The 20,308-nt window shown below is 44.6% G+C and carries 18 protein-coding genes; 11 read left to right on the top strand and 7 right to left on the bottom strand.

The window, feature by feature from the left end; translation table 11 throughout:
• Positions 1–54: 54 nt before the first annotated feature.
• On the bottom strand, positions 55–1,326 hold the full coding sequence (locus tag O3642_RS07105; RefSeq protein ID WP_371605674.1) for a replication-associated recombination protein A: 1,272 nt from the start codon (positions 1,324–1,326) through the stop codon (positions 55–57).
• A gap of 114 nt (positions 1,327–1,440) precedes the next feature.
• Between O3642_RS07105 and O3642_RS07100 the strand changes: the two genes are divergently transcribed.
• The 7 genes from O3642_RS07100 to dtd all read left to right on the top strand — a co-directional run bounded on the left by O3642_RS07100 (position 1,441) and on the right by dtd (position 8,044).
• Positions 1,441–1,911 carry a DUF3013 family protein gene (locus tag O3642_RS07100; protein ID WP_371605673.1) on the top strand — a complete coding sequence of 157 codons (471 nt, stop codon included), beginning with the start codon at positions 1,441–1,443 and terminating at the stop codon, positions 1,909–1,911.
• Between the two features lie 12 nt (positions 1,912–1,923).
• Positions 1,924–2,364, top strand: a complete 441-nt coding sequence (locus tag O3642_RS07095) for an NUDIX hydrolase (RefSeq protein ID WP_371605672.1) — start codon at positions 1,924–1,926, stop codon at positions 2,362–2,364.
• Positions 2,361–3,260 carry a GIY-YIG nuclease family protein gene (locus O3642_RS07090; RefSeq protein WP_371605671.1) on the top strand — a complete coding sequence of 300 codons (900 nt, stop codon included), beginning with the start codon at positions 2,361–2,363 and terminating at the stop codon, positions 3,258–3,260. Before O3642_RS07095 ends, O3642_RS07090 begins: the two co-directional genes overlap by 4 nt.
• Positions 3,261–3,270: 10 nt before the next feature.
• On the top strand, positions 3,271–4,221 hold the full coding sequence (gene prmA, locus O3642_RS07085; RefSeq protein ID WP_371605670.1) for a 50S ribosomal protein L11 methyltransferase: 951 nt from the start codon (positions 3,271–3,273) through the stop codon (positions 4,219–4,221).
• 1 nt (position 4,222) lies between these two features.
• Entirely contained in the window at positions 4,223–4,966 is a 744-nt protein-coding gene (locus tag O3642_RS07080; RefSeq protein WP_371605669.1) for a 16S rRNA (uracil(1498)-N(3))-methyltransferase, read from the top strand.
• Between the two features lie 162 nt (positions 4,967–5,128).
• Positions 5,129–7,348, top strand: a complete 2,220-nt coding sequence (locus O3642_RS07075) for a bifunctional (p)ppGpp synthetase/guanosine-3',5'-bis(diphosphate) 3'-pyrophosphohydrolase (RefSeq protein ID WP_371605668.1) — start codon at positions 5,129–5,131, stop codon at positions 7,346–7,348.
• Positions 7,349–7,600: 252 nt separating this feature from the next.
• Complete coding sequence (gene dtd, locus O3642_RS07070; protein WP_049486459.1) at positions 7,601–8,044, top strand: D-aminoacyl-tRNA deacylase; 444 nt, start codon at positions 7,601–7,603, stop codon at positions 8,042–8,044.
• Between the two features lie 21 nt (positions 8,045–8,065).
• On the opposite strand, the gene O3642_RS07065 is transcribed toward dtd, so the two are convergent.
• A complete protein-coding gene (locus O3642_RS07065) occupies positions 8,066–8,719 on the bottom strand; it encodes a metal-dependent transcriptional regulator (RefSeq protein WP_049486458.1) in 654 nt (217 codons plus the stop codon).
• A 124-nt stretch (positions 8,720–8,843) separates the two neighbouring features.
• On the opposite strand from O3642_RS07065, the gene O3642_RS07060 reads away from it, so the two are divergent.
• Positions 8,844–9,869 (top strand): DUF3114 domain-containing protein, encoded by a 1,026-nt coding sequence (locus O3642_RS07060; RefSeq protein ID WP_342986589.1) that lies wholly within the window; start codon positions 8,844–8,846, stop codon positions 9,867–9,869.
• A 34-nt stretch (positions 9,870–9,903) separates the two neighbouring features.
• Here O3642_RS07060 and tpx read toward each other — a convergent pair whose 3' ends face one another.
• The 4 genes from tpx to O3642_RS07040 form a co-directional block, all read right to left on the bottom strand.
• Positions 9,904–10,398 (bottom strand): thiol peroxidase, encoded by a 495-nt coding sequence (gene tpx / locus O3642_RS07055; RefSeq protein ID WP_195623508.1) that lies wholly within the window; start codon positions 10,396–10,398, stop codon positions 9,904–9,906.
• Positions 10,399–10,476: 78 nt separating this feature from the next.
• Positions 10,477–11,406, bottom strand: a complete 930-nt coding sequence (gene fimA / locus O3642_RS07050) for a metal ABC transporter substrate-binding lipoprotein/fibrin-binding adhesin FimA (RefSeq protein WP_023919586.1) — start codon at positions 11,404–11,406, stop codon at positions 10,477–10,479.
• Positions 11,407–11,417: 11 nt separating this feature from the next.
• Complete coding sequence (locus tag O3642_RS07045) at positions 11,418–12,260, bottom strand: metal ABC transporter permease (protein WP_003004302.1); 843 nt, start codon at positions 12,258–12,260, stop codon at positions 11,418–11,420.
• On the bottom strand, positions 12,257–12,979 hold the full coding sequence (locus O3642_RS07040; RefSeq protein WP_003004103.1) for a metal ABC transporter ATP-binding protein: 723 nt from the start codon (positions 12,977–12,979) through the stop codon (positions 12,257–12,259). Before O3642_RS07040 ends, O3642_RS07045 begins: the two co-directional genes overlap by 4 nt.
• Positions 12,980–13,171: 192 nt before the next feature.
• Between O3642_RS07040 and O3642_RS07035 the strand changes: the two genes are divergently transcribed.
• Entirely contained in the window at positions 13,172–15,067 is a 1,896-nt protein-coding gene (locus tag O3642_RS07035; protein WP_342986590.1) for a M13-type metalloendopeptidase, read from the top strand.
• Between the two features lie 512 nt (positions 15,068–15,579).
• Positions 15,580–16,671 (top strand): glycerol dehydrogenase, encoded by a 1,092-nt coding sequence (locus O3642_RS07030; protein WP_061455727.1) that lies wholly within the window; start codon positions 15,580–15,582, stop codon positions 16,669–16,671.
• 58 nt (positions 16,672–16,729) lie between these two features.
• On the opposite strand, the gene O3642_RS07025 is transcribed toward O3642_RS07030, so the two are convergent.
• Positions 16,730–18,052 carry a DUF1958 domain-containing protein gene (locus tag O3642_RS07025; RefSeq protein ID WP_134974660.1) on the bottom strand — a complete coding sequence of 441 codons (1,323 nt, stop codon included), beginning with the start codon at positions 18,050–18,052 and terminating at the stop codon, positions 16,730–16,732.
• Positions 18,053–18,216: 164 nt separating this feature from the next.
• On the opposite strand from O3642_RS07025, the gene O3642_RS07020 reads away from it, so the two are divergent.
• Entirely contained in the window at positions 18,217–20,193 is a 1,977-nt protein-coding gene (locus tag O3642_RS07020) for a peptide ABC transporter substrate-binding protein (protein WP_371605667.1), read from the top strand.
• Positions 20,194–20,308 lie beyond the last annotated feature (115 nt).

The raw sequence follows: 20,308 nt of genomic DNA, 5'->3' as shown, positions 1-20,308 counted from the left end.
ATATCACATTTTGAAAATATTTCAAGAAAAAATCTCATTTTTTTGAAACCGATGTCACTTTTTCTTAAATTGATCAATCTTCTCCTTGGTGGCTCCGAGAGCACGCTCGTACTTGCCATTTTCATTGGGAATAAAGTAGGAAGCGTGTTTGAGCTTGTCTGGCAAGTAGTCCTGATTGACCCAGTTGCCAGGGTAGTTGTGAGGGTATTTATAGTTTTGCGCATTTCCTAGTTCCTTGCTTCCGGCATAATGACCATCGCGGAGGTGGCGAGGAATAGGAAGGTTGCCAGAACTTCTAAGATCAGCCAGCGCCTTGTCCATCGCAACGTAGGCTGAGTTGGATTTAGGCGAAAGGGCTAGATCGATGACGATGTTGGCGATGAGAATGCGGGCCTCGGGAAAGCCGATGCGCTCAGCTGCTTGCAACGCCGTCACGGTATGAATCTGCGCATCTGGATTGGCCAGACCGATATCCTCATAAGCAATGACAGTCAAGCGACGAGCGAGGCTGGGTAGATCTCCGGCTTCGATCAAACGAGCGGCGTAGTGGAGACTAGCATCGACATCCGAACCACGGATAGATTTTTGCAGGGCAGAGAGCACATCGTAGTGACCGTCTCCATCTTTGTCCATGGTGATGTAGCTGCGCTGGAGACTGTTTTCCATGATCTCTAGCGTAATATGACGGATGCCTTCTGCATTTTCAGAAGTTGACAACACCGCCAGATCGAGCGAATTAAAGGCAGAGCGAAGATCTCCATTGGTTGAAGTCGCGATGAAATCCAAAGCATCCTCATCGAGAACGACAGGAAAGTCAAAGCCACGCTCGGGGTCATCTAGCGCTGTCTTCAGTGCCTGTTTGACCTCCTCCGTCGTCAACGGTTCCAGCTCAAAGATCTGTACGCGGCTACGAATAGCGGGTGTGACAGAGAAAAAGGGATTTTCAGTCGTTGCGCCGATCATGATGACCAGACCACTTTCGAGCAAAGGCAAGAGAAAATCTTGCTTGGTTTTATCGAGGCGATGGATTTCGTCCAAAAGCAGGACTAGGCCACCAGAAAATTTGGCTTCCTCTGCGATTTCTTGGAGGCGTTTTTTACTGTCAACTGTTGCATTAAAGGTCCGAAAGGCATACTTAGTGGTTCCTGCGATCGCAGAAGCAATACTGGTCTTGCCAATCCCTGGTGGGCCAAAGAGAATCATAGAGGACAGACGATTGGCTTCGACCATGCGACGAATGATTTTGCCTTCTCCGACCAGGTGCTGTTGACCGATGACTTGATCGATCGTCCGTGGTCGCATCCGGAGTGCGAGATTGTCGGGCATTTCCTTCTCCTTTCTAGCTTTGTCTCCTTTCAAAGAGGCGTTTTTTATGGTAAGATTGTAGTAACTATTGTATCATATTCCGCTCTAAGAGTGGGAAATTAGAAAGAGGACGCTATGTCTAAATACGGATTTTTGGATATTTTAGAAGAGGAGATGGACAAGGTTTTTCCTTTTGATTTTGAGATCAATTGGGATAAGAAAAATCATGCGGTAGAAGTGGCTTTTCTCTTGGAAGTGCAAAACACAGGAGGAGTTGCCTTGGTCGATGAGTCGGGGGAAGAGTCTGATGAGGATATCTTCTTTGAAGAAGCCGTCATCTTCTACAATCCAGCCAAGTCGCATGTAGAAGAAGATGCTTATTTAACAGCGATTCCTTATGAGCCTAAAAAAGGCTTGTCTCGTGAGTTTCTAGCCTATTTTGCGACTTTCCTTCGAGATACAGCTGAGCTGGCCTTGGATGAGCTCATGGATTTCTTAGCAGACGAAGAGGCAGAGAGCTTTGAGATCATCTGGAACCAAGAAGTTTTTGAAGAAGGCAAAGTTGGCCTAGAAGAAAGCACCTTTTATCCTTATCCGAGATACTAGGAGGGAAAGCTCATGCTTGAGGATTGCTTAGAAGCACGATTCGAATTTACGGGTTGTAAGATTGCCTTGATTTGTGATGGGCAAATTTTGACTATCTTGCGTGATGACAAGGAGGATATTCCCTGGCCTAATATGTGGGAATTACCAGGTGGTGGTCGGGAAGGAAATGAGACCCCTTTTGAGTGTGTGGCGCGTGAAGTCTATGAAGAATTGAATATCCAACTGTCGAAAGATGACGTAATCTGGTCTCGACTCTACCCCAGTATGCTAGATGAGAACAAGAAATCTGTCTTTTTAGTTGGGAAGTTGACGCAGGAACAGTTCGAAAGTATCATCTTTGGAGACGAGGGACAGGGCTATAAGTTAGTGAGCTTTGAAGAGTTTTTAACTTCAGATCGGGTTGTTCCCCAATTACAAGAACGAGTGAGAGATTATGTGGAGAAGGATAAATGATGAAGCGTAGTAAAAATATTAACATGTTTCTCATGGATGGCGAAGTGACAGGAAAAATCAAATGTACTTTGTCAAATTGGACCGGTGTGATTTATAAAATTCCTCGAATTCAATTGGCGGATTTAAAATCACGTGATGAAATGAAGCAAAGTGGCATTTATTTCTTATTTGGCCGTGATGAGGATAAGCAAAAGGATGTTACCTACATCGGGCAGGCTACGAATCGCAAAAACGGTGAGGGTGTCCTTTTACGTGTCCAGGAACATACTCGTGATAATCATGCAGATTATTTTAATGATGTGATTATTTTGACGACGCAGAATAATTCCTTTGGTCATACAGAAATTAGTTACTTGGAAAATAAATTTACACAACTAGCAAAGGACGCGGGGCGCTTCATTGTAAAAAATGGGAATGAGCCCAATTCTGGGAATGTAACAGAAGAAAAGCAGTCTGAGTTGGATGAGGTTGTAGAAAATACTTTGATGATTGTAGGAACCTTAGGGTACCGAGTGTTTGTTCCTATGACCAAGAAAACGGATCAGAATGTTTCTGATGAAAATTCAACTTATCTCTATTTGAAGCGAAAAACAAAGAAATCAAATCGAATGATTGAAGCCATCTGTGAACAGACTTCGGAAGGTTTTGTTGTTTTAGAAGGCAGTCAAGTGGATGAGGTTGATTCACCCGCAATACCAGCAAGCCTAAAAGAATTGCGTAAGGAATTAATCAAGTCAAATGTGATTAAAGATGGTGTTTTACAAGAAAAGCAACTGTTCTCCAGTCCATCTTATGCAGCTGCTTTTGTACTAGGAATGAATACGAATGGACGAACGGATTGGAAAAATAAGGACGGCAAGACTTTAAAAGAATTAGAAGAAATAATGGATTGTTAAGGAGAATCAGATGGAAACATGGCAAGAGTTAAAGGTTACAGTGAAGCGTGAGGGAGAGGAGCTGGTCTCCAATCTCTTGATCGAGCTGGGGGCCCAAGGTGTTGCGATTGAAGACAGCATGGACTATGTGGGAAATGTGGACCGCTTCGGTGAGATTTTCCCTGAAATCGAGCAACAAGAAGAAATCGTGGTGACGGCCTACTACCCGGAAACGGTTGATGTAGCAGCGGTTGAAGCGGACTTGCAGGCTCGTTTAGCAGAATTGACCGACTTTATGGACTTAGGAGAGATTAATATTGGCACGACTGCCTTGGCTGAGGAAGACTGGGCCGACAACTGGAAGAAATACTATGAGCCAGCTCGTATCACTCATGACTTGACCATCGTGCCATCTTGGACAGACTATGAGTCGACAGCGGGAGAAAAGATTATCAAGTTGGATCCTGGTATGGCATTTGGAACTGGAACTCACCCAACAACCAAGATGAGTCTCTTTGCCTTGGAGCAGGTTCTTCGCGGTGGCGAAACGGTGCTAGATGTGGGAACTGGTTCAGGTGTCCTCTCCATTGCTAGCTCCCTTCTTGGTGCCAAGGAAATCTTTGCCTATGACTTGGATGACGTAGCGGTTCGTGTCGCTCAGGAAAATATTGAGCTCAATCCGGGCATGGAAAATATCCATGTTGCCCCAGGCGATTTGCTGAAAGGTGTGGAGATTGAGGCAGATGTTATCGTGGCCAATATCTTGGCGGATATCCTCATTCATCTGACAGAGGATGCTTATCGCTTGGTCAAGGATGAAGGCTACCTCATCATGAGTGGCATTATTAAGGACAAGTGGGACATGGTCCGTGAGTCAGCAGAAGCAGCTGGATTTTTCCTTGAAACCCACATGATCCAAGGGGAATGGAATGCCTGTGTCTTCAAAAAAACTAAGGATATTTCTGGTGTGATTGGAGGCTAGCATGCAACAGTATTTTGTAAAAGGTTTGGCTAGCTCACCTGTCACTATCGAGGAGAAGGAAACTAGCAAGCACATGTTTCAGGTCATGCGCTTGAAAGAAGATGATGAGGTGACCCTAGTCTTTGATGATGGGATCAAGCGTTTGGCGCGCGTGGTCAATGTGGAGGCTCGTCAGTTGGAGCTAATCAAAGAATTAGCTGACAATGTGGAACTACCTATTCAAGTGACCATCGCTTCAGGCTTTCCCAAGGGAGACAAGCTGGAGTTTATCACTCAAAAAGTAACAGAGCTAGGTGCTAGTCAAATTTGGGCCTTTCCTGCCGATTGGTCAGTTGCCAAGTGGGATGGCAAGAAATTGGGTAAAAAGGTTGAAAAACTAGAAAAAATCGCCCTTGGAGCAGCAGAGCAAAGCAAGCGGAATCTTGTTCCAAGCATTACCCTTTTTGAGAAAAAGGCAGACTTTCTGGCTCAGTTAGAACAGTTTGATCGGATCGTGGTGGCTTATGAAGAGTCGGCTAAAGAAGGAGAGGCAGCAGCTTTACTTCAGTCTCTGACCGGATTGGAAGCTGGAAGCAAATTGCTCTTTATCTTTGGGCCAGAGGGAGGCCTCTCCCCTGCAGAAATTGAAAGTTTTACAGTTAAAGGAGCCATTCTTGCAGGACTTGGTCCTCGCATCCTGCGAGCAGAAACAGCGCCACTCTACGCCCTCAGCGCCGTGAGTGTTGTCACAGAATTAATGAACTAACGAAGTGAAGGAATCGCTTCGTTAGTTTTTTTACAAGAATGATGAAAGCAAGGTGGATCCCAGAATGATCTTCGAGAAGTATCCGTATATTAAAGTAGCTTCATTGGTTCCCATCTGCTTCTAAAAGTGTTAAAATAGTATCCAAGAAACTGGAGAAAATACATGCCGAAAGAAGAGAATTTAACAGGGGACCAAGTCGTTGCCCTTACAAAAAAATATTTATCACCTGAAGATGTTGCTTTTGTACAAAAGGCTTTGGTCTATGCGGTTGATTGCCATAATGGGCAATTCCGTCAGTCTGGCGAGCCTTATATCATCCACCCAATTCAAGTAGCAGGGATCCTTGCCAAGCTGAAACTGGATGCTGTGACGGTCGCCTGCGGCTTTTTGCATGATGTCGTGGAAGATACGGATGCGACTTTAGATGATTTAGAGCGCGAATTTGGTCATGATGTGCGCGTGATTGTCGATGGGGTGACCAAGCTCGGGAAGGTCAAGTACAAGTCCCATGAAGAGCAGTTGGCGGAAAACCATCGCAAGATGCTCATGGCCATGTCTCAAGATATTCGTGTCATTTTGGTCAAATTGGCAGACCGCTTGCATAATATGCGTACCCTCAAGCATTTGCGCAAGGATAAGCAAGAGCGCATTTCGCGTGAGACCATGGAGATCTATGCGCCACTCGCCCACCGTCTCGGGATTTCCAGCGTCAAGTGGGAGCTTGAGGATTTGTCCTTCCGTTATCTGAATGAAGTTGAATTCTACAAGATTTCGCATATGATGAAGGAAAAACGTCGCGAGCGAGAAGAGTTGGTCGAAGAGGTTGTCCACAAGATCGAGACCTATGCTGGGGAACGCCATCTGCATGGGAAAATTTATGGTCGACCAAAGCATATCTATTCGATCTATCGCAAAATGCAGGATAAGAAGAAACGCTTCGATGAAATCTATGACTTGATTGCCATCCGCTGCATCCTGGACACTCCAAGTGATGTTTATGCCATGCTGGGCTATATCCATGAGCTCTGGAAGCCAATGCCGGGTCGATTTAAGGACTATATTGCCAACCGGAAGGCCAATGGCTATCAGTCCATCCATACGACTGTATACGGCCCTAAAGGACCGATTGAATTCCAGATCCGTACCAAGGAGATGCACGAGGTTGCCGAATACGGGGTTGCCGCTCACTGGGCTTACAAAAAAGGGATCAAGGGTCAGGTTAACGGCAAGGAATCTGCTATTGGGATGAACTGGATCAAGGAGATGATGGAACTCCAAGACCAGTCAGGCGATGCCAAGGAATTCGTAGAAAATGTAAAAGAAGACATCCTGGCAGAAGAGATTTACGTCTTCACTCCAGATGGAACTGTGCGCTCGCTTCCGAAAGATTCTGGACCAATCGATTTTGCCTATGAAATCCACACCAAAGTTGGGGAAAAAGCGATTGGTGCCAAGGTCAATGGCCGGATGGTGCCCCTCAATACCAAACTTCGGACGGGAGACCAGGTGGAGATTATCACCAATGCCAATTCCTTTGGTCCGAGTCGTGACTGGTTGACCCTTGTTAAAACTAGCAAGGCACGCAACAAGATCCGTCAATTCTTTAAAAATCAAGACAAGGAATTGTCTATTAACCGTGGCCGTGACCTCTTGATGGCCCAATTCCACGAGCATGACTTGGTAGCCAATAAGTTCATGGACAAAAAGCACATGGACAAAGTGCTACAAAAATCAAGCTATAAGACAGAAGAAGCCTTGTTTGCGGCGATTGGTTTTGGAGAGATTGGGGCTATTACCATCTTTAACCGCTTGACGGAGGATGAACGCCGAGAAGAAGAGCGGGCTAAGGCACGCGCAGAAGCAGAAGAGCTAGTCAAAGGTGGCGAGGTCAAGGTTGAAAATAAAAAAGACACCCTCAAGGTCCGTCACGAAGGTGGCGTGGTTATCCAAGGAGCTTCTGGCCTCTTGATTCGGATTGCTAAGTGCTGTAACCCAGTTCCAGGCGATGAAATTGTCGGCTACATCACCAAAGGACGTGGGGTCGCGATTCACCGTCAGGACTGTATGAATCTTCGCGCTCAAGACAACTACGAGCAACGTTTGATCGATGTAGAATGGGAAGATAACAACACGACCAAAGACTATATCGCCCACATCGATATTTACGGACTCAACCGAGCCGGACTTCTTAACGATGTACTCCAAGTCCTTTCCAATACAGCTAAGATGATCTCAACTGTCAATGCCCAACCAACCAAAGACATGAAATTTGCCAATATCCACATTTCCTTTGGGATTCCGAACCTATCGATGTTGACAACGGTTGTGGATAAGATTAAGAGTGTGCCGGAGGTGTACTCTGTTAAGCGTACCAACGGCTAGTCTTCTACGAAAATCGACTTCATACTGCGTTAGTTTCGACTGGCCTAACTACAGTTATGCCTGCGTCTCACTGCCTTGTCTGATGTCGATTTTCTTTGAAGCAAGTAGAACATGGTCAGAACTCTTTTATTAGTTGGTTAGCTCGTCTCGCCGTACTGAAGTACTGTCTACGTCTCACTGCCTTGTCTGAAGTTGATGTTCTTTGAAGGTTAGTAGTGAATGCCAAATAGATTTATAAAATAGGATAATCAAATGAAATTAGTGATTCAACGGGTCAAAAGTGCCTCAGTTTCCATTGATGGTCAAGTCTACAATGCGATCCAGCAAGGCTTGTTGCTCCTAGTGGGAGTGGGGCCTGAGGATGACCAGAAGGATTTGGATTATGCGGTCCGCAAGGTATCGCAGATGCGTATTTTCTCAGATGAGGAAGATAAGATGAATCTTTCGGTCAAAGATATCCAAGGGGAAATCTTATCGATCTCTCAATTTACCCTCTTTGCGGATACCAAAAAAGGCAACCGTCCTGCTTTTACAGGGGCTGCCAAGCCAGATATGGCCAGTCAGTTATATGATGCCTTTAATGATCAATTAGAAAAAGAAGTCCCTGTCAAACGAGGGATCTTTGGGGCCGATATGGCGATTGAATTGATCAATGATGGTCCAGTGACGATTTTGTTAGATACAAAAAATCCATAAGTAAGAAAACATGCAGTCGGATTAGACTGCATGTTTTTCGATATAGAGTTGTTGGGCGATCACTTGGTTGATAGAAATTTCTTGTCCATGGATGACTAAGTGATAGAGGCCTGTGTAGTCATCATACCGTTGAAACGCGATAGTATTCCCAATCTGGAGATGGATCTGGTCTAAGAATTTTAGCAATTCATAGGTGTCATGGACCCTTTGCAGAATATACAGACCAGGTTGGGTCGCTTCGCTGAGACGGTCTTGGTAGGCTTCGACAAGCCTTTCGCCTTTCTTTGGAATTGTCCCACCGTGAGGGCAGGTCTTAGGAGTTCCAAGCATGTGATCCAGCTGGTCAATGAAATGTTCAGAAACGGTATGCTCGAGAACTTCTGCCTCTTCATGGACTTCTTCAGTTGTATAGTCAAGTTTTTCCAGAAGAAATACTTCGATCAAGCGGTGCTTGCGGTAGAGATCAGAGACCAACTGCGATCCTAGATCCGTTAGTAGATACCCATGGGTTTTATCTTTCACCAAGAGGCCCTCAGAGATCATACGCTTAATCATCTCGGACACAGCGGGTGGAGAGACCTGCATGCGACTCGCGATTTCCTTGTTACTGATTTTGTCTACTTCTGTACCAATTTCATAAATGCACTTGAGGTAATCTTCTTTGTTTGGTGTCATGCTTTCCTCTTTTCTTCGCTCACTTCTAGTATATCAAAAAAATCTTCAAAAACGCTAGTGGAGTAATGAGAATTGTCTCAAGCTCCAAAAGATGGTAGTATAGAAGCATAGAAAGGACGGCACTATGAACAGACGGGAATTAGTGAGATTAGGCTGGAGAGAGAGTAGTTTAGCCTATCTAGAGAAGCACTTGCAGGGATTGAAAGATCCACAAGCCTACCAAGAACAATACCAGTCTGTCTTTTTCTTTGCCAGTCCTCTGTTTCAAAATATGTGGTTTCAAGAGATCAAGGATCTAACGGAAACGGCTGCCCAAGACTTGCTGAGGGGAGTCATGAAAATTCTTCTTATGCCAAGTGACCTGTCCGGAACTTGTGAAGAAACAGCCTTTCTTCTGAGTAGGATGGCTCCAGATTGTCCGCCAGGTTCCGATTTTTGGAAGGTTTTTTCACACGTCGTGCAAATCGCCTTTGAAAAGGATCCCTTAGCAGATCAGTCGGGAGATCAGCTCTTGAAACGCCAGGTTCACCAGTTGCGCTACCTACTTTCAAGTTACCAAGCCCAGTGGATTCGGACGCATGAGGCCAGAGCTGGACAGACTGACGAGGAGGCCTTACAAGCTTACTTACAGGAGGCTAGAGCGGTCACGGTGGATGCTTATGCGGCTGCCCGCCTTCACAATAAGGTCTCCCTAGGGCCAGATGGTCACCTTCATTATCCATCAGGGGCCTCCCAACAAGTCAATTTCAAGGTCTTGTTAAATTTTCATACGGAGTATATTCTCGATCAAGCCGGGCGTTTTCTCAATGAAGTCGATCCAGTAGAAGTTTCTGAAAATGGCATTGTCAATGGGGCTAGTTTTAACTACGGGCTGGCTAGGGGACGGACCCATAAGGACTTAGATATTGACCCCGTCAAAGCTTGGGACCCAGCCTTTCGGAAGCAGGTCCTTTATCGTCAAGGTGTTCGCTATCTAGCCCCTAAAAATGATCGCAGTGTCGAAGGCTACTGGAGTCGAAAAGGAGTCTTTGCACAAGGAGGCAAGAGCTACAAGCAACAAGTGGCACAGCGCGTGCGGAGTTTCCTCAGAGGCATCCCTCGCTTACGCTGGCGCGTTCTCCTACAGAATGGACTTCATCGGATTTTATAGCAATGGAAAAGAGGTCGCAGACCTCTTTTTTCATTTATCCAAGCGCATTGACGGCTTCGATTGCAGCGTCGTAATTTGGTTCGCTGTTGATATTGTCTAGGTATTCAACGTAAGTAACCTTGTTATCCGCATCTAAGACCAAGACAGCGCGTGCGAGTAGGTGCCATTCATTGATCAAGAGGCCGTATGCTTTCCCGAAGGAATGGTCGTAGTAGTCTGAGAGCATGATGGCATTGTCGAGCCCTTCAGCAGCGCACCATTTACCTTGAGCAAAAGGAAGGTCGACAGAGACCGTCAAGACGACAGTGTCTTCCATATCCGATAAGGTTTGATTGAAGTGACGTGTTTGCATCGAACAGATACCTGTGTCGATGGATGGGATAATGCTGAGGACTTTTTTCTTGCCAGCAAAATCAGCTAAAGATTTCTTCTCAAGAGCTGGAGTGATCAATGAAAAATCATGGGCCATTTCCCCTACTTGAAGTTGAGATCCGGTAAAGGTCACAGGGTTTCCTAAAAATGTTGCCATAAAAAGACTCCTTTTTTCTTTTCATTGTACATCAATGAAGGGGGAAGAGCCACTGATTTGTTTAGAAATCTGAATGGTCTACTGACTCAATCCTTCTGCGATCTTGTCTAAGTTCCACTTCATCATGCTGTAGTAGCTATCGCCCTTTTCTCCTTCTTTGGCAATCGAGTCAGTGAAGATCTTTGCATAGATCGGGATATTGGTATCCTTAGACACAGTTTTCATAGGACGCTCATCGACACTGGATTCGACAAAGAGGGCCGGTACTTTGGTTTGCCGGAGCTTTTCTACCAGCGTTTTGATTTGGTCAGGTGTCCCTTCTTCTTCCGTATTGATTTCCCAGATATAGGCAGATGGGACGCCGTAGGCTTTGGAGAAGTACTTGAAGCAGCCTTCACTGGTTACAATCATCTTCTTCTCTTCTGGGATATTGTTGAATTTTTGTTTGGCTTCTTGGTCGAGCTTACTAAGTTTTTCAGTATAGGCTGCTAGATTTTTTTCGTAGAAGTCCTTATTTTTGGGATCTTTTGCGATCAATTGTTTGGCAATGTTTTTAGCGTAGAGGATCCCGTTTTCGAGATTGAGCCAAGCGTGAGGGTCTTCTTTTCCAGCTTGGTTTTGGCCTTCCAAGTAGATGACGTCGACTCCGTCGCTAGCTGCGAAATAGTCTTTGTTTTCAACTTTATTGGCATTTTTGACCAATTTAGTAAACCAAGCATTGCCACCGGTTTCGAGGTTGATCCCGTTGTAGAAGATGAGGTCTGCTTGCGAAGTCTTTTTGACATCTTCTGGAAGCGGTTCGTATTCGTGAGGATCTTTGCCGACAGGAACGATACTGTGCAGATCGATCTTATCCTCAGCAATATTTTTAGTGATATCTGCAAGGATTGAATTGGTGGTGACCACTTTCAATTTACCAGAAGCTCCAGAAGAAGAGCCTTTGCTACAGGCCAACAGACCAAATAAGAGCGCCACAAAGAGGGCGAGGATAGAAGCGGTTTTTTTCATGTGTTTCTCCTTTAATGAGATGAAAGAGCGTGCTTATTCTTTCTCTGCTTAGGAGCGATAAAGAAGCTGATGAGAAAGAAGACAGCAGAAGTGAGGACAATACAAGACCCGACGGCGATGTTTAAGCTATAGCCAATAAAGAGTCCCAGGATGGATGCAAGAGCACCTAATCCGGATGAAAGGAGCATCATGGACCAGAGACTATTGGTATAGAGATAGGCCGTCGCAGCGGGTGTAATGAGCATGGCGACGATGAGAATGGTTCCGACACTCTGCATAGCAGTGACAGAAACCAAGGTCAAGAGCACCATAAGGAGGTAGTGATAGACCTTGACCCGGACGCCCATGGATTGAGCCAGAACAGGATCAAAAGATGTGAGCAGTAAGGGTCGAAAGAGTAGGACAATCACCAGCAAGACCGCAGCACCAACACCGATGGTTATCCACATATCCCGGTCTTGGACGGCCAAGATATTCCCAAAGAGGATGTGGAAAAGGTCGGTGGAACTTTTAGCGACTCCAATCAGGATGACTCCTAAGGCGAGGAAAGAAGAAAAGGTAATCCCAATTGCAGTGTCGCTCTTGATGATGGAGTTGCTCTTGATATAGGTGATAAGGACGGACGCCAGGAGGCCAAAGACAATAGCGCCAATAAAGAAATTGATGCCAAGGATAAAGGACAGGGCTACCCCCGGAAGAACTGCGTGTGAGATAGCGTCTCCCATGAGAGACATGCCTCTTAAAATAATGAAGCATCCAACGGCTCCAGCGACAATCCCGATGGCGATGGCTGTGATCAGGGCATTCTGTAAGAAGTGGAATTGCTGTAATCCATCGATAAATTCTGTAATCATCCGACGCCACCTCCTATAAAGAGTTCATGCCCATAGGCTGCATGCAGATTTTCTTTGGTAAAGGTTTCCTCTGTTTTCCCAAATGCAATCAGTTTACGATGAAGGAGGAGGACTTGGTCAAAGTAAGCTGGGACCTTGCTGAGGTCGTGATGGACGATCAGGATGGTCTTGCCTTCTTTTTTCAAGGTTTTTAGTGTCTGCATAATGATGTCTTCGCTAACGGAGTCAATCCCTACAAAGGGCTCATCCAAAAAGATGACATCTGCTTCTTGGACCAAGCAGCGGGCGATCAGGACCCGTTGGAATTGCCCTCCTGAAAGTTGGCCAATCTGGCGATCCGCTAGATCAAGAAGATTGACAAGTTTCAAGGCATTTTCCACTTTTTGGAGATCCTCTTTGCTTTTTCGCTTGAAGATAGAAAGGTGGGGATAAAGACCCAGTGAGATACACTCTCTCACCGTGATGGGGAAGTGGAAATCAATAGCGGATTTCTGTTCGACGTAGGCCACCCGTTGAAGAACTTGGCTGAGATCTTTTTGATCGAGCTGGACTTTTCCCGAATGAGGGAGAAGACCTAGCATGGCCTTGATCAGGGTTGATTTTCCTGCTCCATTGGGTCCAAGAATTCCTAGGATGGTTGGACCCTGGATGGTGAGGGAAAGATCCTCCAAGGCCAGTGTTTGCTGGTAAGCAACACTGAGATGTTCAATTTGAATCATGATTTTGCTCCTTTACTATTAATATACATGAATAAAAAAATTAAGTCAAGTTAATTTTTAAAATAATTATACACGAATAAAAAGTTAAGTCAAGTTAATTTTTAAAATAATTCAACTTAAATCTCTTGTAATCATTGAAAAATTGACCTATTTTTGATAAGGTTATTACAAAAGAATGAAAGCGAGAAGATCATGGTACGTTTACAAGATGATTTTTATGATTACGTCAATGGGGCATGGGCTGAGACAGCAGTGATTCCTGATGACAAACCGTCAACCGGTGGTTTTATGGACTTGATCCAAGATATCGAAAACTTGATGTTGGATATTACCGGAAAATGGCAAAGAGGAGAAGAATTGCCTGAAGATAGCATTCTGCAAAACTTTGTCAAATACCACAAAATGGTGGCAGATTTTGATGCGCGAGAAGCAGCTGGTGTGGCTCCAGCTATGCCCTTGATCAACGAAATCAAGGCCTTATCTTCCTTTGAAGACTATACCAGCAAGTTGGGCACCTATGAGCTAGCTGGCAAACCAAATCTCTTGCCATTTAGCGTGTCACCAGACTTTATGAATGCCCAAATGAATGTCTTGTGGGGAGAAGCACTCGGTTTGATTTTGCCTGATACAACCTACTATGAAGAAGACAATGAAAAAGGACCAGAGTTATTAGCTGTTTGGCGTCAAATGGTTGAAAAACTCTTGGCAAAATTCGATTTCTCAGAGGAAGAAATCAAAGACATCCTGGATAAGGTCATTGCGGCTGATGCAGAATTGGCCAAATATGTCTTGTCAAACGAAGAAAAATCAGAGTACAACAAACTCTACCATCCTTATGAATGGGCAGATTTCAAGGCCTTGGTTCCAGAATTGCCACTCGATACCTTCTTTACAGAAGTGATCGGACAAACGCCAGATACTATCATCGTGCCAGAAGAGTGTTTCTGGAAGGAATTCGCACCAACATTCTACTCAGCAGCCAACTGGGAAACCCTTCATGCTAAATTGAAACTAGGTGCAGCTTTAGATTGGACGTCTTTCTTGACCGAAGAAATCCGTGTCCTGTCTGGTGAATATGGACGGACCATCACAGGGACACCAGAAGCACGTCCGAAAGAAAAGGCAGCTTTGGCTTTGGCAGAAGGACCTTATAGCCAAGCGCTTGGGCTCTGGTATGCGGGCGAAAAGTTCTCACCAGAAGCAAAAGCAGATGTAGAGCACAAAGTAGCGACCATGATTGACGTCTATAAGGAGCGCTTAGAAAAAGCAGACTGGCTCGCTCCTGAAACCCGCGAAAAAGCCATTGTCAAACTCAATGTCATCACACCGCATATCGGCTACCCTGAAAAATTACCAGAAACATACGCCAAAAAGATCATCGACGAGAGCAAAAACTTGGTAGAAAATGCCCAAAAATTGGCTCAAATTTCCATTGCCCATACTTGGAGCAAGTGGAACCAACCAGTCGATCGGAGCGAATGGCACATGCCAGCTAATATGGTCAATGCCTACTATGATCCGCAACAAAACCAAATTGTCTTCCCAGCAGCGATTTTGCAAGCACCTTTCTATGACCTTCACCAATCGTCATCAGCCAACTACGGCGGAATCGGTGCGGTCATTGCCCATGAAATCTCCCACGCCTTTGACACCAATGGTGCTTCCTTTGATGAAAACGGTAGCTTGAAAGACTGGTGGAAGCCAGAAGATTACGAAGCCTTTACCACTCGCACGCAAAAGGTCATCGATCAGTTCGAAGGGCAAGACTCTTACGGTGCCAAGATTAATGGGAAATTGACCGTTTCTGAAAACGTAGCAGACCTCGGAGGAATCGCTGCAGCCCTTGAAGCTGCTAAGAAAGAGGAAGATTTCTCAGCAGAAGAATTCTTCATCAACTTTGCTCGTATCTGGCGCATGAAAGCTCGGACAGAATATATGCAACTCCTCGCAAGTGTCGATGTCCACGCACCAGGAAAACTCCGCACCAATGTCCAATTACCAAACTTTGACGAATTCTTTGAAACCTTTGATGTCAAAGAAGGCGACGGCATGTGGCGCGCACCAGAGGATCGTGTGATTATTTGGTAAACTAAGATAGGAGAGACGATTCGGTTTACCGAAACTTCCTGCAGAAAAATAGGAAATCAATGCCGCATTCCCTGAATGCCAATTGATTTATCTTTTTTCCAAAGGAAGTAGTCTCGACTTCAGTTAAGCAATTGATTGATTTTCTTGACCATGTGGGCCAGGCCCACCAGTCAATCTCTCTTTTTCTCGACGCTTTTAGGGCGAGTTCAATTTCGCGATACTCGTTTCGTTGATCAAAGTAAGTAGTCTCAACTTCAGTTAAGCGATTGATTTTCTTGATCGCTCGTGAAAAAAATAAAAATCCCAAAGTCAAGTTTCAACCTACTGAAACTAGCTTTGGGGATTTTTGAGAGGATTAGAAATCATAGGAGATATCAAATAAAAACGAAGCGGTTTCAATGGCTGCGTGAACAGATAAATTTAATTGATTGGAGCCTTGTATAATTCTTTGAATTTCATAGAAATAAATGCTACTATAGGTGTGAACTAAATAAATTTTAAAGGAGCAGACTATGAGAAATTTTGCAAGTCCGTCACGTTACATTCAAGGTGAGAATGCCTTATTTGAAAATGCGCAATCTATTTCAGAATTAGGGAATCACCCTGTTTTGCTATGTGATTCAGTGGTCTATGATATCGTAGGGAAGCGTTTTGAAGAATACCTTGGTCAAAATGGGCTCACGGTTTTGCCAGTCTTCTTCAATGGAGAAGCTTCTGACAACGAAATCAATCGTGTGGTTAGTCTGGCAGAAGAAAATGGCTGTGATTTGGTCATTGGACTTGGTGGAGGAAAGACCATCGATAGTGCAAAAGCTATTGCTGATCTTCTAAAATCACCAGTTGTGATTGCTCCGACCATCGCCTCTACAGATGCTCCCGTTTCCGCCTTGTCGGTTATCTATACGGATGAGGGTGCCTTTGAGCGCTATATCTTCTATTCTAAGAACCCAGAATTGGTCTTGGTGGATAGCAAAGTGATCTCTCAAGCACCAAAACGCTTGCTCGCTTCTGGTATCGCAGATGGCCTAGCAACTTGGGTAGAAGCGCGTGCAGTGATGCAAGCGAATGGAAAAACCATGTTGGGTCAACGACAAACCTTAGCGGGTGTCGCCATTGCACAACGTTGTGAAGAAACCTTATTTGCTGATGGTCTCCAAGCCATGGCTGCTTGTGAAGCCAAAGTTGTAACCCCTGCTCTTGAAAACATTATTGAAGCTAATACCCTTCTCAGTGGTATTGGATTTGAAAGTGGGGGATTAGCTGCTGCCCATGCCATCCATAATGGCTTTACAGCCCTTACTGGGGACATCCACCATTTAACTCACGGTGAAAAAGTAGCCTACGGAACGCTCGTTCAATTGTTCTTGGAAAACCGTCCGAAGGAAGAATTGAATAAATACATTCGTTTCTATCAACAAATCGGTATGCCAACTACTCTGAAAGAAATGCATCTTGAAACTGCAAGTTATGAAGATCTTCTCAAGGTTGGCCAACAGGCCACCATCGAAGGAGAAACCATCCATCAAATGCCATTTGAAGTGAAGGCTTCTGATATTGCCCAAGCCATCGTAGCAGTAGATGCCTACGTTCAAGGTTTGGCCTAAGATGACTTTGTCGACAAACCAAGAACTCCCATACCTTATGGTAATGGGAGTTCTTTTTCTATTTTCTTCTTTTTGGATCGGTTTGTTTAAAGATCAGGTATAAAATTCCGGCAGGCAGGAAGCAGAAGAGCCACATGACATCGAGTCCCTTGCTTTTACTGCTAGAGGTCGTTGCTTTAGACTCACTGACGGCCACCCCAGGTTTAATGCTTGGAGATACCTGTTGCAAGCCGTTCTGAACGACTAGGCGGTTATTTTCGAGTTTTAGCGCTGGCTTCGTCCCCTTCTTAACGGTCGCATAGAAGTCTTGCTTCAAGTGAATGGTCTTCCCGTCGATGGTATGATCGCCTGCAGAAAGGATTTTTTTATACTGGTAGTCTGCGAACATTTTCTCAGCCAAGGTATTCCCGATTTGATTGCGGTAACTTTCGGCGATCTCGACATCGTAGTTTCCAACCCCCAAAATGACTTCGATAATCCGCTGTTTACCCCGCTTGGTTGTCGCGGTGTAGTTGTAGTCAGCAGTCGGGCTGGATCCAGTTTTGAGTCCATCTGTTCCTTTAAGGGCGAATTTTCCACCTTCGAGGGAAGTATTGTAGTTATCGTAGCTTTGCTCGTAGGGGGTTCCTTCCATGATCGTAGTGTGAGCTTGCTTGGTGTATTCCAACATTTCTGGCAGGTCGTTTACGATGTGATAAGCCAGAATAGACATGTCCCGCGCTGTGATTTCGTTATTCGCATTGACATCGTAGCGCTGAGGATTGTAGTAGCCCTGAAGGACCGAGATCATCGCCCCATTTGGATTGTGCCATTTGGTATGGCTCATCCCCATTTCTTGCGCGTACTGATTCATTAAGTCCAAAAACTTATCGGGATCATTGTCAGTGACGGCGTTGGCGAGCATAATCACGGCCGCACTGGAAGATGGAACAAAGAGCATCTTGATCAATTCAGATACTTTGTAGTCAACACCAGCTACAATAGGTGAGTTACTTAAAAGATTGTTTTCCGAGATGGCTTGATCTGCCTCTGTTGCTGTGACAACGGTATCGTACTTGATCTTGCCTTCTTTGAGGGCCCGAAAGACCACATAGGCACTCATGAGCTTGGCCATGCTTCCGGAATCCCGGACCGTGTCGATATTGTCTCCGTACAAAATGGCTCCAGTATTGGCATCGATGACGATGTCAGCCTTAGGCTTGTAAAAATCGTCCAATACCAGTCCAGCATCAGCTGCGATTTTCATGACATCTTCTTGCTGGTAGATGTCGTCCGCAAAAGCAGTGGAAATAGGACCTAATGTCAAGACTCCTACAAGGAGGGACAAGAGGCTGTGTTTTAGTCGTTTGTGTAAATGTCTCCCATGATTCATAGATTCCATTATATCATACATGCCAGGGATTCAACTTTAAAAAATTCTAGAAAAAGAAGAAATTGAAAAAATAAAGAAGAAATAGAATAATTTCGCAGTAAAAGCGTTTACATTTCCCTAGAAAGTGCTATAATTTAAATTGAGTATAACATTTTTACAATGAGGTGATTTATATGAACAAAGGAAAGGTACTCTTAGCTGCCAGCGCTCTGCTTTTATCAGCTGGTGTACTGGCAGCCTGCTCAGGTGGAAAATCTGGAAGTTCTGGCGAACAGACTTTTAGCTATGTCTATACCCAGGATCCAGATACCCTCGACTATTCGATTTCTAATAAAAAATCGACTTCCGAGTTTACAGGAAATGCGATAGATGGCTTGTTGGAAGTGGACAAGTATGGGAATTTGATTCCGTCGCTTGCTAAAGACTGGACGGTTTCCAAGGATGGCTTGACCTATACTTATAAACTCCGTAAAGGGGTCAAATGGATGACTTCTGAAGGGGAAGAATATGGAGAAGTCAAGGCCCAAGACTTTGTCACAGGTCTCAAGCACGCAGCAGACAAGAAATCACAAGCAATTTACTTGGTCCAAAAATCTGTCAAAGGCTTGGATGATTATGTTTCAGGGAAGACATCTGATTTTTCAACAGTTGGTGTAAAAGCTATTGACGATTACACCGTTCAATATACCTTGAGCCAACCAGAAAGTTTCTGGAATTCTAAGACTACGATGGGGATCTTGATGCCGGTTAATGGAGAATTCCTGAAATCTAAGGGAGATAACTATGGTCAAGGGACTTCTCCGTCTAGTATCCTCTACTGCGGTCCTTATTTGATTAAATCCATCACTTCTAAATCTTCTGCGATATTGGAAAAGAACCCAACCTACTGGGATGCGGATAATGTTAAGATCAGTAAAGTGAAGCTGACCTATTATGATGGACAAGACTCAGAGTCCTTGATTCGTGGATTTGATAACGGCGATTATACAGTTGCCCGTGTTTTCCCAAATGGTTCCAACTATAAGAGTGTAGAGAAGAAGCATAAGGACGACATTGTCTATACTGACCAAGGTTCCTCAACCTACAACCTTTCCTTCAACATTGACCGTCAGGCCTATGAAATCACAAAGAAGACTACTGATACTCAAAAGACTTCAACTAAGAAAGCAATCTTAAATAAGGACTTCCGTCAAGCCATTATGTTTGCCTTTAACCGCAAGGCTTATGTAGCGCAAACTAACGGGGAAGCGGGTGCCAATAAGGTCATCCGTAATACCTTTACGCCACCAAACTTTGTCCAAATCGATGGCAAACAATTTGGTGATGCAGTAGAAAAAGACTTGGAAGCTTATGGGGATGAATGGAAAGGGGTCTCTGTCGCAGATGGAAAAGACACCCTCTACAATCCAACCAAGGCCAAAGAAGAGTTTGCCAAAGCCAAGGCAGATTTGCAAGCTCAAGGAGTTGAATTCCCAATTCATTTGGACCTTCCAACTTCTTCAACTTATACAGAAGGGATCAAACAAGCTCAATCCTTTAAACAGTCAGTTGAATCTACACTAGGAGCAGAAAATATTGTCATTGATTTGAATATGATTTCTGAAGATGATCTGCAACGGGTGACTTACTTTGCTGAAAGTGCTTCGCAACAAGACTGGGATTTGAACAATAACTTGGGTTGGGGACCAGACTATACGGACCCATCTTCTTACATCGATATCACTAGTGGTAAATCCGGCGAAAACGCCAATTCTTACTTTGGATTCGATGCTGGTACGGATAATGCAGCCGCAAAAGCAGCTGGTTTTGATGAATATGATCAATTGATCGAAGATGCGCACAATGAAACCAAAGATGTGAACAAGCGTTACGAAAAATATGCTGCCGCTCAAGCTTGGTTGACCGATAGTGCCCTCTTGATTCCGATCCATTCAGATGGAGCTTCTCCAGTCGTTCGTAAGACTGTACCATACTCTGCAGCCTTTGCTTGGACAGGCCACAAGGGTCAATCCTTCAACTATAAATATTTAGAAGTTCAAGACAAGGTCGTATCGGCTAAAGACTACGACAAAGCGCGTGATCAATGGAAGAAAGAAAAAGAAAAATCCAATAAAAAAGCGCAAGAAGAACTTGAAAAGCATGTGAAATAGACTTTTCTTGAAGAAAACAGGAAAGACAGGTCCCGTATGGGACCTGTCTTTTTCTTTGTCTGAACCTTTAAAAATCGCCTAAAAATGGTATAATAGGAGCATCACGAAAATTGGA

This window comes from Streptococcus sp. 27098_8_66, assembly GCF_041431945.1.
GTDB lineage: Bacteria > Bacillota > Bacilli > Lactobacillales > Streptococcaceae > Streptococcus > Streptococcus dentalis.
Note: the sequence above shows the minus strand (reverse complement) of the source record. Positions and strands in the feature narration are given on the sequence as shown.

What these genes read in the sequence shown, in the direction of transcription:
- O3642_RS07105 (WP_371605674.1), bottom strand. Translation starts at nt 1,326, where the DNA reads ATGCCCGACAATCTCGCACTCCGGATGCGACCACGGACGATCGATCAA.
- O3642_RS07100 (WP_371605673.1), top strand. Translation starts at nt 1,441, where the DNA reads ATGTCTAAATACGGATTTTTGGATATTTTAGAAGAGGAGATGGACAAG.
- O3642_RS07095 (WP_371605672.1), top strand. Translation starts at nt 1,924, where the DNA reads ATGCTTGAGGATTGCTTAGAAGCACGATTCGAATTTACGGGTTGTAAG.
- O3642_RS07090 (WP_371605671.1), top strand. Translation starts at nt 2,361, where the DNA reads ATGATGAAGCGTAGTAAAAATATTAACATGTTTCTCATGGATGGCGAA.
- prmA (WP_371605670.1), top strand. Translation starts at nt 3,271, where the DNA reads ATGGAAACATGGCAAGAGTTAAAGGTTACAGTGAAGCGTGAGGGAGAG.
- O3642_RS07080 (WP_371605669.1), top strand. Translation starts at nt 4,223, where the DNA reads ATGCAACAGTATTTTGTAAAAGGTTTGGCTAGCTCACCTGTCACTATC.
- O3642_RS07075 (WP_371605668.1), top strand. Translation starts at nt 5,129, where the DNA reads ATGCCGAAAGAAGAGAATTTAACAGGGGACCAAGTCGTTGCCCTTACA.
- dtd (WP_049486459.1), top strand. Translation starts at nt 7,601, where the DNA reads ATGAAATTAGTGATTCAACGGGTCAAAAGTGCCTCAGTTTCCATTGAT.
- O3642_RS07065 (WP_049486458.1), bottom strand. Translation starts at nt 8,719, where the DNA reads ATGACACCAAACAAAGAAGATTACCTCAAGTGCATTTATGAAATTGGT.
- O3642_RS07060 (WP_342986589.1), top strand. Translation starts at nt 8,844, where the DNA reads ATGAACAGACGGGAATTAGTGAGATTAGGCTGGAGAGAGAGTAGTTTA.
- tpx (WP_195623508.1), bottom strand. Translation starts at nt 10,398, where the DNA reads ATGGCAACATTTTTAGGAAACCCTGTGACCTTTACCGGATCTCAACTT.
- fimA (WP_023919586.1), bottom strand. Translation starts at nt 11,406, where the DNA reads ATGAAAAAAACCGCTTCTATCCTCGCCCTCTTTGTGGCGCTCTTATTT.
- O3642_RS07045 (WP_003004302.1), bottom strand. Translation starts at nt 12,260, where the DNA reads ATGATTACAGAATTTATCGATGGATTACAGCAATTCCACTTCTTACAG.
- O3642_RS07040 (WP_003004103.1), bottom strand. Translation starts at nt 12,979, where the DNA reads ATGATTCAAATTGAACATCTCAGTGTTGCTTACCAGCAAACACTGGCC.
- O3642_RS07035 (WP_342986590.1), top strand. Translation starts at nt 13,172, where the DNA reads ATGGTACGTTTACAAGATGATTTTTATGATTACGTCAATGGGGCATGG.
- O3642_RS07030 (WP_061455727.1), top strand. Translation starts at nt 15,580, where the DNA reads ATGAGAAATTTTGCAAGTCCGTCACGTTACATTCAAGGTGAGAATGCC.
- O3642_RS07025 (WP_134974660.1), bottom strand. Translation starts at nt 18,052, where the DNA reads ATGGAATCTATGAATCATGGGAGACATTTACACAAACGACTAAAACAC.
- O3642_RS07020 (WP_371605667.1), top strand. Translation starts at nt 18,217, where the DNA reads ATGAACAAAGGAAAGGTACTCTTAGCTGCCAGCGCTCTGCTTTTATCA.